The following is a 16,554-nucleotide window of genomic DNA, read 5'->3' on the forward strand; positions in this document are numbered from 1 at the left end:
GTGTACGTCGCCCGTCAGCGATTTTTATTACAAAAATCTCCACTCCCGCACTGAAACAGTGCACAGCTCGTTCGACAAGAAGGCGCTGCGCACTAAGTCCCTTAAAAAAACATACAAAACCGCTCATCTCTACGTCAAATGACGTATAAATCCTGGCGGTGTCTGGTGTGGAAATTGCTTATGGTTATTGACAAATTTATCCCTTGGCAGCGATTGGTCGGCTTTAGTCTGAAAACTGTCGCTAACGCATAAGAAGAGAAGCACACGACGTGAAAGCTCCTGCATCACAGCGCATCGTTAAAGTCCGGCGCGATTACAACACTTGGGTCGCTAACGAGACGTTGGAAGATTACGCGTTGCGATTTACGCCTCGGTCATTTCGCAAATGGTCGGAATTTCGGCTGGCAAATACTGCTTTGGGTGCGGTGTCATTTCTGGCGCTTGAGGCTATCAGCGGGTCGATCACGCTGAATTATGGATTCACGAATGCGTTTTGGGCCATCATTTGCGTGACCATTCTGTTTTTTCTGACTGGTTTGCCGATCAGTTATTACGCTGCAAAGTACGGCGTCGATATGGACTTGCTGACGCGTGGCGCAGGATTCGGTTATATCGGCTCGACCATCACGTCACTGATTTACGCTTCGTTTACGTTTATATTTTTTGCACTGGAAGCGTCGATCATGGCGCAGGCGGTCGAGCTCTATTTCGGACTCCCTGTGGTGCTGGGTTACATCGTCTGTTCGTTGATTATCATTCCGATGGTGACCTATGGCATTACGCTGATCAATCGTCTGCAAATGTGGACGCAGCCAGTCTGGATCACGCTGTTAGTGTTGCCGTATATCGCCGTACTGCATAAAGAACCGGATGCGATTTCAAATTTGATGTCCTTTGCCGGTCGTGCTGAAGACGGTACGGGATTCAATGTCATGTTGTTCGGTTCAGCCGCCACCGTGGCGTTTTCGCTCATTGCGCAAATCGGTGAACAGGTCGACTTTTTGCGGTTTCTGCCAGAAAAGACTCCCGCCAATCGCGTACGCTGGTGGATCGCTTTGTTACTTGCTGGTCCCGGCTGGATCTTGATCGGTGCAGCCAAGATGTTGGGTGGCGCGCTGTTGGCCTTTCTGGCGATTCAACATGAAGTGCCGATGGATCGGGCAATTGAACCAACCCAAATGTACCTGATTGCGTATCGCTATGTATTTTCTGATCCTGCGTGGGGATTAGCCGCGGTCGCGGCGTTTGTGGTGGTGTCACAAATCAAGATCAATGTGACGAATGCGTATGCCGGTTCGCTGGCGTGGTCGAATTTTTTCGCCCGCCTGACGCACAGTCATCCGGGGCGTGTCGTGTGGTTAGTATTCAATGTTCTGATCGCGGTGTTGTTGATGGAACTTGGCGTCTTCAAGGCGCTGGAGCATGTATTAGGTTTGTATTCATTGGTGGCGATTTCGTGGATCGGTGCGGTCGTGGCAGATCTGGTGATTAACAAACCGTTGGGGCTGAGTCCGCCGCATATTGAGTTCAAACGCGCGCATTTGTATGACATCAATCCGGTCGGCGTCGGTGCGATGCTGTTGGCGTCGATATTGGCTGGCATTGCAATGGCAGGCGTATTTGGGCCTGTGGCTAAAGCGCTTTCGCCGTTCATCGCATTGTGCAGCGCGATGCTGATTGCGCCGGTGATCGCATGGTTAACCAAAGGGCACTATTACATTGCACGACCTAATATCTTGTCCGACTTACCAACCAATGCATTGACCGAAAACGCCCCCGAGCAACGCGAATGCGTCATTTGCGAAAAACAATTCGAAACCCCTGACATGGCGCACTGCCCGGCCTATCAGGGCGCGATTTGCTCGTTATGCTGTTCGCTGGATGCCCGTTGCAATGATCGCTGCAAGACCGAATCGCGGATGCCGGATCAGATTCTACATGCGATGCGCGCCGTATTACCGATGCGCTTCACCAGCAAATTGAATACCCGGATTGGGCATTATCTGATTGTTTTCGGTCTGCTATCGGCTGGGCTGGCGTTGATTTTGTGGACGCTGTATTACCAGCAACTATCCAGCCTGACAGCCCCGCTCAACGTTGCAATGACGGCATCAACTGGCACGCCCGATTCTATGGCGAGCGTTTTTATCAAGTTGTTTTCGGTATTAATTGTTGTGACTGGCGTCGGCACGTGGTGGCTGATTCTGACCAACGAAAGCCGCAAGGTGGCGCATGAGGAGTCGGAGCGCCAGACTAATCTGTTATTGCAGGAAATCGAAGCCCATAAGCACACTGATGCCGAATTGCAGCGCGCCAAAGAGGCGGCGGAGGCAGCAAATCTGGCGAAGAGCCGCTTCGTCACCGGCATGAGCCACGAACTGCGCACGCCGCTTAACAGCATTCTCGGCTATGCGCAGATTCTGCAAATGGACGCTGCGCTGCCAGCGGGGCGTCGGGATGCGGTGAGTGTGATTCGTAGCAGCGGCGAACATCTGTTAAGTTTGATTGACGGGCTGCTCGATATCGCCCGGATCGAAGCTGGCAAAATGCGCTTAGCTTCCGATGAAGTGCCGCTGAGCGAATTTTTAGATCAAATTGTCGACATGATCGCACCGCAAGCCGCACAGAAAGGCTTGCAGTTTCAGTTTGATAAAGCGGAACGGTTGCCAGAAGTCGTTCATGCCGATCAGAAAAGGCTACGTCAAATTTTGATTAACCTGCTCGGTAATGCGGTGAAGTTTACGGATAGTGGTGGCGTCGTTTTACGCGTGCGTTATGTCAGGGAAATGGCTTATTTCGAGATTATCGATACTGGTATCGGAATTGGCGCTGATGATCTGACGCGCATCTTTCTGCCGTTTGAACGCAGCAATGCGGCCAATCTGCGGGATGATATCGGCACTGGTCTGGGTCTCGCGATCAGCAGCATGTTGACGCACATCATGGGCGGTCAACTCACTGTTAACAGCGAACCTGGTCGCGGCAGCACGTTTCAATTAAAAATCTATCTGCCGAGGGTGAATGTGCCGCGTCCACGCTTAAAGTTGGAAGATCAAATGTCTGGTTATCGCGGAGCCAGAAAACGTATACTCATCATCGACGATCATGCTTCGCAACGCGCCGTGCTGCATGCGATGCTGTCACCGCTGGGTTTTATCATCGCGCAAGCGGACAGCGGCGCAGCGGGATTGGCGGCCATTGCCGTGGCGGCGAGTGCCGAGGCGGCGGGTGTCGGGCAACTGCCCGATTTGATCTTGCTTGATATTTCGATGCCGACGATGGATGGCTGGGCGGTATGTCAGACGATTCGTGCACGCGGACATGCCGACTTGCCAGTCATTATGGTGTCGGCCAGCGCCATTGACAGCGGACCGGGACGTCAGGAAGCAATGCTGCACACCGACTTTGTGGTAAAGCCGGTGTCGTTCAATGAACTACTCTATAAAATCCGCCTACATCTTAAACTGGACTGGATCGCGGAGGAACCGAAAATACCAGAACAAAGTACGCAAGAATCAACACCGCAAGTTCAGGATAAAGTTAAGCCTGAAGTACCAGCCAAGGTGATGTTTCTGACGCCATCGCAAGAAAAACTTGAAACCTTGCTGGCGCTGGGCGAGATCGGTTACGTCAAAGGTATTCTGCGACGACTAGATGAAATCGCGCAGCAGGATGCGTTGTATTTGCCATTCACCAGCGACATGCGTCGGCTGGTAAAACGGTTTCGGCTCAATGACTTTAACAACCGTATTAAGGAGATGATGCGTGAGGATGTCGACAAGGTTTGACCGGCACGTGGTGTTGATCGTCGACGATGTGCCAGACAATCTGGCACTGTTGTCGGATGCATTGGACGACAGCGGCCATATCGTTCTGGTTGCCACCGATGGTGCCAGCGCGTTAGAGCGCCTGCAACGCATTACGCCAGATCTGATTCTGCTGGATGCGGTGATGCCGGGCATGGATGGCTTTGAAACGTGCCGGCGCATCAAGCTGTTGAAGCATGTTGAGCACGTGCCTGTAGTGTTCATGACTGGCCTGACGGAGACCGAACATGTGATCAAAGGGTTTGAGGTTGGTGGCATTGATTACGTCACCAAGCCGATCCGACCGCAGGAAATCGTCGCTCGCATCGGCGCGCATATTAAAATGGCGCGCATGATGTCCCAAACAAGGGGCGCAATTGATGCGGCCGCTAATGCGGTGATCGTGCTTGACGCCAATGGGGCGCCGCTGTGGCAATCGAGCAAGGCGTCACATTGGCTGGAAAAATACTTTTCAGTCGCCGCCGATCACACACGGGTTTCCAGACTGCCGTCTCAAATGCAATTCTGGCTCAATGAAAACCTTGTATTGGAACGACAAAACGGACCAGCCACGTTGCCGTCAATGCCTTTTCAGCCGTTAGTATTGAAGCGTGACGAAGAGGAATTGCACATCCGCCTGGAGAGAAATGCGCGCACCGGAGAATTGACCCTTTTGCTGGAAGAAAAGAGCGTCGTGCCCGCAGATAACGCCCGTATTCCAAGCCTGCTGGAACTCACCGGAATAGGCGGAGTCAACGCAGCGCAGCGAGAGCAATATCGTTTGACGCCGCGCGAGACGGATGTTCTTAACTGGCTGGCAAAAGGCAAAACCAACCGCGACATAGCGGAAATTCTGGGGATGAGTCCACGTACAGTGAACAAGCATCTTGAACACATTTTTATCAAGTTAGGGGTAGAAACACGCTCTGCCGCAGTCGGTATGGCAATCAATCATCAATGTCTCAGCCATTGATCGTTAGATTGCAGACTTACTACTTACTAACTTGCTAATTCACTGAATGAACGTTCGGGGGCGGCGGTTTTAGTCATTGTGTTAGCGGTTCATCTTTATCAGTTATTTGACAAGCATTTAGCAATCCACATTGCCGTCTATAATTGGTCATTGCTATCCTTATTCAGTGTCCACCATGCCCGTCTCGCTCGCCAAACTACTCGTCGTCGGTATTTCCTCCCGTGCACTGTTTGATCTGGAGGCGGAAGAAGCGATTTTTCGTACGCAGGGATTGGCGGCTTATCAACAGCATCAACTGCTGAACGAAAATCAGATACTCAAACCCGGCGCTGCATTTGCGCTGGTTCGCGCATTACTTAAGTTGAACCGGTTGACACCCGATCAGCGCTTGGTGGAAGTGGTGATCATGTCGCGCAATTCGACTGAAACCTCCATGCGCATTTTTAACGCGATCAAACATTATGAGCTGGATATTACGCGCGCAGTATTGTCTGGCGGCGCATCATTGGCACCTTATCTGCACGCATTTAATGTGAGTCTTTTTCTGTCATTGCACGAGGACGATGTGCAGGCGGCGATCAACTCGGATACCGCTGCGGCGTTGTTGTATCAAATGCCGACGCAACAGAATGGTCAGCGGGATAGCGAGGAACTGGATCAAATCCGCATCGCCTTTGATGGCGATGCCGTGATTTTTTCGGATGAATCGGAACGTATTTTTCAAACCAAAGGCATTGAAGCTTTTGAACGCCATGAACGTGAAAACGCTTTGAAGCCTTTGCCAGAAGGCCCGTTTGCGCGGTTGCTGATGGCGCTCTCTTTTATTCAGAGTAATTTTAAAAATCCCGATGGACGCGCCGGTCCGATTCGCACGGCATTGGTAACAGCCCGTTCCTCTCCCGCACACGAACGCGTGATACGCACGTTACGCGCCTGGAACGTGACGATTGATGAAACGTTTTTCATGGGTGGCGTCGCCAAATCGGACGTGTTGGCAGCATTCAGGCCGCATATGTTTTTTGATGATCAGCCAGGTCATTGCGACCATGCTTCTAGGCATGTGCAGACCGGCCGCGTACCTATCAAGCGGCAAAAAAAGAAAGATGACGGCGGCGAAATCTAAACGCCAGCATCACAGCGTCAGGGATTTTTTTTCGGTGCGTTGAATAGGCTGGCTCAATCCGAAGATCGGTCTATCGCTAGTCTTTGCCAAAAGCCAGCAACCTATATTTTCGATAAAAAAAAGCCTCGATATTCGGTCCCCAAAGGATCGCATATCGAGGTCGCTTCCTGTTTTTTCTGGCTATTAAGGCTTACGTACCGAAATCGCATCCACCACGCACAATGCCGTCATATTGACGATGCGACGTACTGTCGCCGATGGCGTCAAAATGTGAACCGGCTTAGCGCAACCCAACAGAATCGGACCGACTGCAACGCCATTACCTGAAGTTGTTTTGAGCAGATTATAGGCAATATTGGCAGCGTCGATATTCGGCATCACAACCAGGTTGGCATCTGCTGTCAGCGGTGAATCATGCATCACTTTTCGGAGCTGGCCGGCGTTCAATGCTGTATCGCCGTGCATTTCACCGTCGATCTCCAAGTCTGGCGCACGCTCGCGGACGATCGCTAACGTCTTGCGCATTTTCTGTGCAGACAGGCTATTGCTGGTGCCGAAGTTGGAGTGCGACAGCAATGCAACATGCGGCTTGATACCGAAACGTTGCATTTCTTCTGCAGCCAAAATAGTAATTTCCGCCAACTCTTCAGCGGTAGGATTTTCGTTGACGTGCGTATCGACCAATACCAATTGGCGATTCGACAGAATCAACGCGTTCATCGCTGCATAAACGTTGACGCCTTCACGACGGCCCAACACCATGTTGATGTAGGTCAAGTGTAAATCATGCGTTCCATACGTGCCGCAAATCATGCCATCTGCATGGCCTTTATGAATCGCCATTGATCCGATCAACGTGTGACGACGACGCATTTCAAGTTTGGCATATTGCTCAGTGACGCCCTGGCGCTTGGTCATTGCCAGGAATGTCTGCCAGTAATCGCGATAGCGGTTGTCAAACTCTGGATTAATGACCTCAAAATCGACATCGACTTTCAGGCGCAAGCCGAAGCGTTCAATACGCTGTTGCAATACTGCCGGGCGACCAATGAGAATCGGTTTTGCCAGATTTTCATCCACAACAATTTGGACTGCACGCAAAACGCGCTCTTCTTCGCCTTCTGCGAAGACAATCCGTTTTTCCCCCGCCGGTGCTTTCTTGGCGATCTGGAAAAGTGGACGCATGAAAGTGCCGCTGTGATAGACGAACTGCTGCAAACGCTCAATATAGGCTTCCATATCCTGAATCGGACGTGCAGCCACTCCGGACGCTTCAGCAGCTCTTGCTACCGCGGGTGCAATCTTGATCATCAGACGCGGATCGAAAGGCTTCGGAATAATATATTCCGGACCGAACGACATATTGGCGATGCCATAGGTAGCGGCAACGACGTCGGACTGCTCAGCCTGCGCTAGTTCCGCGATCGCATGGACCACCGCGATTTCCATCTCGCGGGTGATCGTGGTGGCACCACAATCCAGCGCGCCACGGAAAATGTAGGGGAAGCACAAGACGTTGTTAACCTGATTCGGATAGTCCGAACGGCCGGTTGCCATGATCACGTCATCACGCACTTCTTTGACGTCTTCCGGCAAAATTTCAGGATTCGGATTTGCCAAAGCCAAGACTATTGGACGCGGTCCCATGACCTTTACCATGTCTTGCTTTAGCACGCCACCGGCAGACAAGCCGAGGAATATATCGGCACCGGGCATTAAATCTGCCAACTTGCGTGCTTCTGTTTTGCGGGCAAAGCGCAGTTTGTCCGGGTCCATCAGCTCAACACGGCCTTCGTAGACCACACCAGCTAAATCGGTGACAAAGATATTTTCAATCGGGAATCCAAGATCAACGATCAGGTCGAGACAGGCCAGCGCCGCAGCGCCCGCGCCGGATACGACCAGCTTGCAGTTTTTTATATCTTTACCGACCACTTTAAGGCCGTTCAAAATAGCCGCACCGACGATAATCGCGGTACCGTGCTGGTCGTCATGGAAGACTGGAATCTTCATACGATCGCGCAATTTACGTTCAATTTCAAAGCATTCTGGCGCTTTGATGTCTTCGAGGTTAATACCGCCGAAAGTTGGTTCTAATGATGCAATGATGTCGCACAGTTTGTCCGGGTCGGTTTCGTTGACTTCGATGTCGAAGACATCAATGCCTGCAAATTTTTTGAACAGAACGCCCTTGCCTTCCATTACCGGCTTGGAAGCCAGCGGACCGATATTGCCAAGGCCCAGCACGGCTGTCCCGTTAGTGATCACTGCAACCAGATTGCCACGCGCCGTGTAACGGAAAGCATTAGCGGGGTCGGCGACGATTTCTTCACATGCCGCAGCAACACCCGGAGAATACGCCAGCGCCAGATCGCGCTGGGTGGTTAATGATTTAGTCGCAGTAACACTAATTTTGCCAGGAGTTGGAAACTCGTGATATTCGAGTGCAGCCTGACGCAACTGCTGGCGAAGTTCTTCTTTTTTGTCGATCATCGAATCCATACGCTGCCGTCCCCAAAGTTCTAGTGTAAAGAAAGTAATTTTAGCAGACTGGGCGCTGTCACTTATGCGTATTTGTTATGAACAACTTGTACCAGAAGTACTTTCTGGGCGAGAATACCTTGGGCTATTTACCCAAATCGATGCAGCGCTACCATCAGTTGCCACTTAAGAAACAATACTATCCCGGAGCCAATCCGCTTCCGCTTCTGGTGAATGGAGCTTACTGATCAAGCCACTTTTTGACAGTTTTGGGGAATTTACATTATCAGGCAGTCAATTTTCATAAAAATAAATTATTAAATTATTAAATTATTAATTTATTTCAAGGCATCCGTCTTTAATACGCATCTACACTTCGGCCAGATCAGTATCCACAATAATTAGTTTCTAGCCGCTGCAAGCAATCCGCATTATCATCACGGCCAATCGATCTCTTCAGAAACTCATCATGAATCCCATCATCATTATTGGCGCAGGCACTGCCGCTTACACTTTGGCCCGCGAATTGCGCAAATTGGACAAAGCCACTCCGCTGCTCATCCTCACCGGTGACGATGGCGGGTCTTATTCAAAACCAATGTTGTCAATTGCCTTTGCCCAAAAGAAATTAGCGGCGCAGTTGATCACACAGACTTCAGCGCAAATGGCCGAGCAACTGCAAGCCGACATCATGACCAGCGTTCAGGTAAATAACATCGACCCCATGGCCAAGACACTGGATACCAGCGCAGGCTTGTTTGAATATGAAAAGTTGATATTGGCAGTGGGCGCGCAACCCATTCGACTCAATATTGATGGAGACGCCAGCGACACCGTACTATCGGTCAATCACATCGGCGATTACGCGACATTCCGCGCCCAACTGCTACCGGATCAACGCGCATCTGCCCGCGTCGCGATACTTGGCGCTGGTCTAATCGGCTGCGAATTCGCCGATGATCTTGCCGCGCACGGCCACGCAGTGACGTTGATTGATCCGAACGCATTACCGTTAGCAGCCCTCGCCGCACCGGCACTGTCCCAAGGTCTGCAAAAAGCGCTCACATCCCGCGGCATCACACTGCATTTAAGCACCACCGCCAGTCGTATCGACCATGCCGACGGCGCCCTACAAATAACGTTGGCAAATGGTGAAATTCTCAATGCAGATTTAGTATTATCTGCGGTCGGATTACGCCCAGACTTGCGCCTGGCACAAGCCGCGCAATTAAAAACCGAACGTGGCATTCTGGTCGATACCCACGGTTGCACCAGCAACGCAGATATCTATGCGCTGGGCGACTGCGCCGAATATCTATTGGACAAAGAAGGCCGCACCGGCCCACTACCTTACATCGCCCCAATAATGAGCGCCGCCCGCGCCATCGCCAAAACGCTCACAGGCGAGCACACACCAATTGAGCTAAAAGAATCCCCGGTAATCGTCAAAACCCCAAGCTACCCGCTAGCACTCGTCCCACCACCACGCCACGCTATAGAAGGCGGCCGTTGGGAGACAGAGCAAGACGGCGAAAGAACCATCTGCCGATTCATCGACGCCCAAGGTGTAATGGTCGGCTTCGGCGTAGCACCTCAAGAAATGAAAGTGCGACAAGCATTATTAGCAGCGCTGGGAACCGTGATCGCGTAACTCAAGGCAAGTTGTCGCTAATACGCCAAACACGTCAAAAGTGACACTCTGGGTTGCAGTTGCAGTTGCAGTTGAAGTTGAAGTTGAGCTACCCCGTCATCGGCGCTGCCAAGTTTTTCGGGTGTTAGGCGGGAATTGTTGGAAAACATGTTTGAGCGTAGCGAGTTGGTCTTTCAACCCGACTGACAGTCGAAAAATTTGGGGACCCGCCTACGGCGGGCAGCGGCTCTGCGGTCGCCTTTTCTTTGGTTACTCTTCTTTTGGTGGGGGCGCCGAGCCGAGGCAAAAGAAAGTGACTAGCCTCCGGTCTACCACCGGCAAGCACCCACGGTGCACAGACCGCGTCATCTATCGAAAGCCGAAATGGTGTTGATCACGGAGTTGCACCGAGAAATAAAAAACCTCAAATTAAACGCTACCCAATCGCCGCAATCAACTCCACAATCTCCGCCCCATAAGTCTCCAACTTCTTCTCCCCCACGCCACTAACGCCCCGCAAATCATCCAACGATCCGGGCCGCGCCTTAGCGATCTCACGCATAGTCGCATCATGAAAAATCACATACGCCGGAACGTTGTGTTTCCGCGCCGTCTCCACCCGCCACCAGCGCAATTTATCAAAAATCATCTGCTCATCGCTCGACAAATCTGACTCAACATAACCCTTCGGCTTGCTGCTGGCACGCTTCTGTTTGATCGGCTTTTGATACTCCCGCAACTGCACCTGAAGCGCTCCACGTAACACCGGCTTAGCCGCATCCGTCAACTTCAACGCACTATAAGCCTCGTGATCAACGCTCACTAAACCCAGCGCAATCGATTGTCGCAAAATCGCCCGCCATTCCTGTTCGCTACGGTCACTTCCGATACCGTATGTCGAAAGCTCGTCATGCCGCCATTGCTTGATCTTGTCGGAATCAATGCCGCGTAAGACATCCAACACATGCATTGCACCAAAGCGTTGGTCGACGCGATAAATAGTAGAAAGCAATTTCTGCACAACCACGGTCGCATCGAACGACACTGGCGGTGACATACAGGTATCGCAATTGCCGCAGCGCGTCGACTCCTCACCGAAGTAATCCAGCAATCGTACGCGACGGCAAAACAGCGTTTCACAAAGGCCAAGCATCGCATCCAGCTTGACACCCTGAACGCGCTTAAACGTTTCACCGGCCTCGGATTCATCGATCATGCGGCGCTGTTGCACCACGTCCTGCAAACCGTATGCCATCCAGGCATTGGCCGGGCCGCCATCACGTCCGGCGCGGCCGGTTTCCTGATAGTAACCCTCGATACTTTTAGGCAAATCGAGATGCGCGACAAAACGGACATCCGGCTTGTCAATTCCCATGCCGAAGGCAATCGTCGCGACCATGACAATGCCCTCTTCACGCAAAAACCGCCCTTGGTTTTTGCTGCGTATCGAATATTCCATACCGGCGTGATAAGGCAGCGCAGATATACCTTGCTGATTCAAAAATTCAGCTGTTTCTTCTACTTTTTTACGCGACAGGCAATAGACGATACCGGCATCACCTACATGCTCGGCCTGAATAAAGTCGAGCAACTGCTTACGACCATTCGCCTTTTCGACAATCTGGTAACGAATGTTTGGACGGTCAAATGATGAGACAAATTTTGCGCCGTCCTGCAATTGCAAACGCAGGGCGATTTCTTCGCGCGTCTGGTGATCGGCGGTCGCCGTGAGGGCGATGCGCGGCACATTGGGAAACCGCTCATGCAGTATCGACAGCTTGATATATTCCGGTCGAAAATCATGGCCCCATTGAGAGACGCAATGCGCCTCGTCAATCGCAAACAACGCAATTTTGGAGGCTTCCAGCAAGTCGAGACAGCGTGGTGTCAGCAAGCGTTCGGGCGCTACATAGACCAGATCCAGATCACCGCTACGCACGCGGCGCTCGATTTGTGACGCTTCTTCATAGGTTTGGGTAGAGTTCAGAAATGCGGCTCGGACACCGACTTCAGCCAACGCATCAACCTGATCTTGCATCAATGCAATCAGAGGCGACACCACCACGCCGACGCCTTCACGCAGCATTGCAGGGATTTGATAGCACAACGACTTGCCGCCGCCGGTTGGCATTAATACCAGTGCGTCGCCACCAGCGGCTACGTGACCGACAATCTCTCCTTGCTGTCCACGAAACGACGGATAGCCGAAAATGGTTTGCAGAATATGTAGCGCTTGCGAATTATTTTGGTCAGGCATTAATAGGGACTGAGTAGAACTTAACGAGGAACAAGTTAGGCATCATGGTGCATGATTAAAGTCAAAATCAAAGACTAAACCAGCACCTGACACGGCGAGCGAGCAATGATCAACTGTTCCTCAAAAAAAACCGGCGAACGGACTTTCCGCCCGCAGCCAAGGTCGTATTGAAGAACAATTAAAAACTAAATAAAAGCACATAAAAACAAATAGGGATTGCCGTACGATCAATATCGAAAACACGACATGAGTTGGTACTGATCGTTTTTGGGGTTACTTAATGAAGGAAGCCGTTCCCTACCGCCACCAGCAAAAATATGCCCAACGCTGCACGGTAAATAATAAACGGCCAGGTGGAGAATTTTTCGAGAAATTTCATCAAGCCCCAGATTGCGCAGAATGCCGAAATACTCGCTACCACCAAGCCGAATAGCAGCAACAACCACGCATCCATCGGCATATGCGCATGGAACAAATGCCACAGTTCTTTAAAGCCAGCCAATGCAATTGCCGGCAAACCAAGCAGGAACGAAAAGCGTGCCGCTTCTTCCCGTTTGAAGTTCAAAAATAACGCGGCTGTCAACGTAGAACCCGAGCGTGAAACACCGGGAATCAGCGCGCCAACTTGTGCTAATCCGACAATTACGGCATCCCGCATGCGCATTTCGCCGACTGTGCGACGATGCTTGGCAGTCAACTCGGCTAAGGCCAGCAAAACCGCCAGGCCAATACAGGCATAACCAATCACTGTCAGACTTCGCAACGGTGAATTACAGGCATTCAGCACCGGTGCCAACGCTAGTCCGACGATACCAATTGGTATGGTGGCAACCAAAATGGCGATTCCCAGCCGCAATGACGGATTGCGATAGTCACGCTCGCGCAACGCGGTAATACTACCAACTGTGACCTGCCGCACATCGCGCCAGAAATAACTCACCACTGCCACCAGTGCGGCAAGTTGCATTGCCGCAGAAAAGGCTGAACCGGGATCGTGCCAACCCAATACAGCAGGGACAATCCGCATGTGCGCGGTAGATGAAATTGGCAATAATTCAGAGATCCCCTGAATGATGCCTAGAATACCAATTTGCAGGTAATCCAGCGAAGCGAAGCCGATATCCAAACCGGCGGAACATACATTTGCCACACTACTCTCCATTCGCGTATTGACGCGTACCAGTTTATAAAAAATATTTCTGACAAAATTTACGCACAATTTTTAGCGAAAAATGAAGATTTCACTCGTGACTTGGTGTGGCTTAGTGCGACTCAATGTTACTGAATGCTATTAGTGCTTAGCAAAATCAATGCTCCCAAGCCACCGCGCCTGTGAAACCAGTGATCAATATGATCAGACCGAAAACAATGCGATACCAGGCAAATAGCGTGAAGTCATGCGTAGCGATATAGCGTAATAACCAGCGCACGCAAAAGAATGCCGAAATGAATGCTGCCACCGTACCGAGTGAAAATAGCGGTACATCAGCGGCACTCAGCAATGCACGATCTTTGTACAGTGAGTAAAAAGTGGCGGCGAACAGCGTCGGAATTGCCAGAAAAAATGAAAACTCTGTGGCTGCTTTGCGTGACAAGCCAAACATCATGCCGCCGATAATCGTCGCGCCAGAACGGCTAGTACCAGGAATAAGCGCAAAGGCTTGCGCAAAACCAATCTTCAATGCATCCAGCGCGGTCATGTCTTCAACGGTTTCAACGCGGCTAAGTTCTTGATTGTTTTGGGGATTTTTATTACGACGCTCGACCCATAAGATAATCAAACCACCCACCACGAGCGCAATCGCAACAGGAATAGGTGCAAACAATTTTTCTTTAATCATTTTGCTAAACAACAAGCCCATGATTGCGGCAGGTATAAAAGCAATAATCAGATTTCGGACTAATTTTTGCGCTTGAGGCTCGGTCGTCAATCCGCGTAATACGGCAGCGATACGCACGCGGTATTCCCAGCAGACCGCAAAAATTGCACCGGCTTGAATCGCGATATCGAATACTTCAGCTTTACCACGACCAATGTCAGCGGAAAAATTCAGCAAACTTCCAGCCAGAATTAAATGACCAGTCGAGGAAACAGGGAGAAATTCGGTCAATCCTTCGACCACACCCATGATGATGACTTTTAGCGCGAGAAGAATATCCATGCCTAGTCTAAGTTATGTTGCATTATGTGGGAATCGAGGGGCAACTTCGAAGAGATGGCGACAAACCGGGCAGTGGGAACTGCGTAGCAATGACCATTCAACATAAACCGACCGGCATCAACGAGAGTATTTGAGCAGCTACGCAGTGGCCATCGCGTTGACCAACCCTCATTTTTGCGGCTCAAAGGTAACGACGAGGCGGTCCGCCTTTGTGACAATTTTGGTTGGTACAAACGTCACGCCAACATAGCGCAAATCTTCTGGCTTAAAGCTATACAGCGGAACACTCTGCATTAATTCCCGCGCCAGTAAACCACCTATTTGGGTTGCTTGCTCACTGTAAGCGCCATCAAGATTGGCAAGCGTAATTTTATCCAGCTGTGGATCATTCAATATCACGGCGTTATGCGCCGCGTCCAAAGTGACCACGCCTGACATTGCCAGTTTTCCGCTCCAGGACTTACGCGCCAATGGCAGCGCCATAGTCACGTCCATATCGACATGCAAACGTCCCAGATCGGCATCCAGAGCCAACTGGGCGTTGCTGGCGGTTACGTCAATAAGTCCTAAATAGCGTTTCGTGAAAGGCAAGCGCTTATTCAATGATTGTTGCAAACTAATTAATGAAAAATCAACATCACGCGTGCCAATCAACATCGCGCATGAACTCAATAAAAATACGCTAATAAGAGCGAATATCGCCATCCATCTTAATTTCATCACCATCCTTAATAGTGTGTTCAGAAGCTGTCGCTTTGCCCAAATGTGCGTATCCGAGGGCAAGAGACTGTATTTTCAGATGGTCGCCGCCGTCAATCGTTCAAGCTCATTGAGAAAAAGCATCGCGTGCACCTGCGAATCGCCGCACATTTCCACCGACGGCTGCAAACTTCCGCATACTGCGGGCCGCTCCGGCGCACCGAAAATCAGGCATTTATTTGTATCGTCGAGTTGAATGCACCGGACACCAGCAGGTTTACCATTGGGCATGCCTGGAATCGTCGAGGAAATAGACGGCGCAGTACAGCAGGCACCACAGCCCAGACGGCAGGCCAAGGGCGCAACCTCTACTACTGTCACCGCTGCGAACAGCATCGGCGAGGAGGTTGATAGGGACGATGGTACTTTGGCATTTACTCCCTCAATCATTTACGCAGTCGCTCACTACATCAAAGCCGCATTTTAACCGTAAATGGTCATTATTAGCCTTATATGGCTAATCTCCTGACGCTATAGACTTGGCACAAAGTGAATATTCGGATTAAAAATTCTGGCCAAAGTCGGTCGCACCTTGCAAAGGTGACGATATACGGCAAGAAGGCGCAAAAATAACCCGTACAGTAGGTTTTTAAGGTCGTCCTTGATAGAATAACGTCTTTATCCCGTTATTGACCCTTCGCCATGAATATCGAACAAGCACGTTTCAATATGATCGAACAGCAAATCCGTCCCTGGAATGTGCTGGAGCTGGACATTCTCGACCTGTTGACGGTCGTGCGGCGCGAAGAATTCGTACAAGCGGCATATAAAAGCCTGGCTTTCAGCGATACTGAAATTCCTTTGCCGGGCGATAGCGGGGAATGCATGCTGTCACCGAAGGTCGAAGCGCGCCTGCTTCAGGAAGCTGCCGTCAAAAAACACGAGAGCGTTTTGGAAATCGGTACTGGATCAGGCTACATGGCGGCATTGCTGGCCCATAAAGCACGCCATGTTGTCACTGTAGAAATAGATGCGGAGCTGAAAGCTTTCGCCGAAAAGAATTTGAGTGCCTATGGCGTGCGTAACGTCGAGGTAGTAGAAGGGAACGGCGCGCAGGGATGGCTCGAAGGCAAAGAGACAACTTACGACGTCATCGTGATTTCAGGTTCCCTGCCGTCGCTACCGGTCGCTTTTCTTGAGCAACTAAAGGTTGCCGGTCGCATCATCGCGATCATTGGTGAAGCGCCAGTAATGACTGCGCAGGTGATTACCCGTATTTCAGACACCGCTTACGATACCCGCAATTTGTTTGAGACAAATGTTCGGTCTCTACGCGATGCAGCACCGCACTCTCATTTTAAATTCTGATTTTTACAGTGTGATCCTCAGTTAAATTAACTTCAATTAAATTAATTGAGATTTT

The 16,554-nt window shown here is 50.8% G+C and carries 12 protein-coding genes; 6 read left to right on the top strand and 6 right to left on the bottom strand.

Features of this window, described 5'->3' with window-relative positions:
* The first annotated feature begins 269 nt into the window (after positions 1–269).
* From RGU75_RS03600 to RGU75_RS03610, 3 genes are all read left to right on the top strand, one after another.
* Positions 270–3,788, top strand: a complete 3,519-nt coding sequence (locus tag RGU75_RS03600) for an ATP-binding protein (RefSeq protein WP_322233092.1) — start codon at positions 270–272, stop codon at positions 3,786–3,788.
* Entirely contained in the window at positions 3,772–4,779 is a 1,008-nt protein-coding gene (locus tag RGU75_RS03605) for a response regulator (RefSeq protein WP_322240199.1), read from the top strand. Before RGU75_RS03600 ends, RGU75_RS03605 begins: the two co-directional genes overlap by 17 nt.
* 175 nt (positions 4,780–4,954) lie before the next feature.
* A complete protein-coding gene (locus tag RGU75_RS03610; protein WP_322233094.1) occupies positions 4,955–5,902 on the top strand; it encodes a 5'-nucleotidase in 948 nt (315 codons plus the stop codon).
* Positions 5,903–6,085: 183 nt separating this feature from the next.
* On the opposite strand, the gene RGU75_RS03615 is transcribed toward RGU75_RS03610, so the two are convergent.
* Positions 6,086–8,404, bottom strand: a complete 2,319-nt coding sequence (locus tag RGU75_RS03615; RefSeq protein ID WP_322233096.1) for an NADP-dependent malic enzyme — start codon at positions 8,402–8,404, stop codon at positions 6,086–6,088.
* A gap of 448 nt (positions 8,405–8,852) precedes the next feature.
* Between RGU75_RS03615 and RGU75_RS03620 the strand changes: the two genes are divergently transcribed.
* Entirely contained in the window at positions 8,853–10,034 is a 1,182-nt protein-coding gene (locus RGU75_RS03620) for an FAD-dependent oxidoreductase (RefSeq protein ID WP_322233098.1), read from the top strand.
* A 415-nt stretch (positions 10,035–10,449) separates the two neighbouring features.
* Here the strand turns inward: RGU75_RS03620 and recQ are convergent, their stop codons facing one another.
* The 5 genes from recQ to RGU75_RS03645 all read right to left on the bottom strand — a co-directional run bounded on the left by recQ (position 10,450) and on the right by RGU75_RS03645 (position 15,488).
* The gene (gene recQ, locus RGU75_RS03625; RefSeq protein WP_322233100.1) at positions 10,450–12,270 is read right to left on the bottom strand and encodes a DNA helicase RecQ; all 1,821 of its coding nucleotides are present in this window, start codon (positions 12,268–12,270) and stop codon (positions 10,450–10,452) included.
* 277 nt (positions 12,271–12,547) lie between these two features.
* On the bottom strand, positions 12,548–13,420 hold the full coding sequence (locus RGU75_RS03630; protein WP_322233102.1) for an undecaprenyl-diphosphate phosphatase: 873 nt from the start codon (positions 13,418–13,420) through the stop codon (positions 12,548–12,550).
* Between the two features lie 157 nt (positions 13,421–13,577).
* Entirely contained in the window at positions 13,578–14,432 is an 855-nt protein-coding gene (locus RGU75_RS03635; RefSeq protein WP_322233104.1) for an undecaprenyl-diphosphate phosphatase, read from the bottom strand.
* Positions 14,433–14,600: 168 nt separating this feature from the next.
* Positions 14,601–15,152, bottom strand: a complete 552-nt coding sequence (locus RGU75_RS03640) for a DUF1439 domain-containing protein (protein ID WP_322233106.1) — start codon at positions 15,150–15,152, stop codon at positions 14,601–14,603.
* A gap of 75 nt (positions 15,153–15,227) precedes the next feature.
* A complete protein-coding gene (locus tag RGU75_RS03645; protein ID WP_322240201.1) occupies positions 15,228–15,488 on the bottom strand; it encodes a YkgJ family cysteine cluster protein in 261 nt (86 codons plus the stop codon).
* Between RGU75_RS03645 and RGU75_RS03650 the strand changes: the two genes are divergently transcribed.
* Both RGU75_RS03650 and RGU75_RS03655 read left to right on the top strand, forming a co-directional pair.
* Positions 15,421–15,618, top strand: a complete 198-nt coding sequence (locus RGU75_RS03650; RefSeq protein ID WP_322240762.1) for a hypothetical protein — start codon at positions 15,421–15,423, stop codon at positions 15,616–15,618. The genes RGU75_RS03645 and RGU75_RS03650 overlap by 68 nt on opposite strands.
* 215 nt (positions 15,619–15,833) lie before the next feature.
* Positions 15,834–16,499 (top strand): protein-L-isoaspartate O-methyltransferase, encoded by a 666-nt coding sequence (locus RGU75_RS03655; protein ID WP_322233108.1) that lies wholly within the window; start codon positions 15,834–15,836, stop codon positions 16,497–16,499.
* Positions 16,500–16,554 lie beyond the last annotated feature (55 nt).

The sequence above is a fragment of the Glaciimonas sp. CA11.2 genome (assembly GCF_034314045.1).
Classification (GTDB): Bacteria; Pseudomonadota; Gammaproteobacteria; order Burkholderiales; family Burkholderiaceae_D; genus Glaciimonas.

Excerpts from the sequence above, each read along its gene's own strand:
- recQ (WP_322233100.1), bottom strand. The coding sequence starts at position 12,270 with ATGCCTGACCAAAATAATTCGCAAGCGCTACATATTCTGCAAACCATT.
- RGU75_RS03655 (WP_322233108.1), top strand. The coding sequence starts at position 15,834 with ATGAATATCGAACAAGCACGTTTCAATATGATCGAACAGCAAATCCGT.
- RGU75_RS03605 (WP_322240199.1), top strand. The coding sequence starts at position 3,772 with ATGTCGACAAGGTTTGACCGGCACGTGGTGTTGATCGTCGACGATGTG.
- RGU75_RS03635 (WP_322233104.1), bottom strand. The coding sequence starts at position 14,432 with ATGGATATTCTTCTCGCGCTAAAAGTCATCATCATGGGTGTGGTCGAA.
- RGU75_RS03640 (WP_322233106.1), bottom strand. The coding sequence starts at position 15,152 with ATGAAATTAAGATGGATGGCGATATTCGCTCTTATTAGCGTATTTTTA.
- RGU75_RS03620 (WP_322233098.1), top strand. The coding sequence starts at position 8,853 with ATGAATCCCATCATCATTATTGGCGCAGGCACTGCCGCTTACACTTTG.
- RGU75_RS03650 (WP_322240762.1), top strand. The coding sequence starts at position 15,421 with ATGCCTGGAATCGTCGAGGAAATAGACGGCGCAGTACAGCAGGCACCA.
- RGU75_RS03615 (WP_322233096.1), bottom strand. The coding sequence starts at position 8,404 with ATGGATTCGATGATCGACAAAAAAGAAGAACTTCGCCAGCAGTTGCGT.
- RGU75_RS03610 (WP_322233094.1), top strand. The coding sequence starts at position 4,955 with ATGCCCGTCTCGCTCGCCAAACTACTCGTCGTCGGTATTTCCTCCCGT.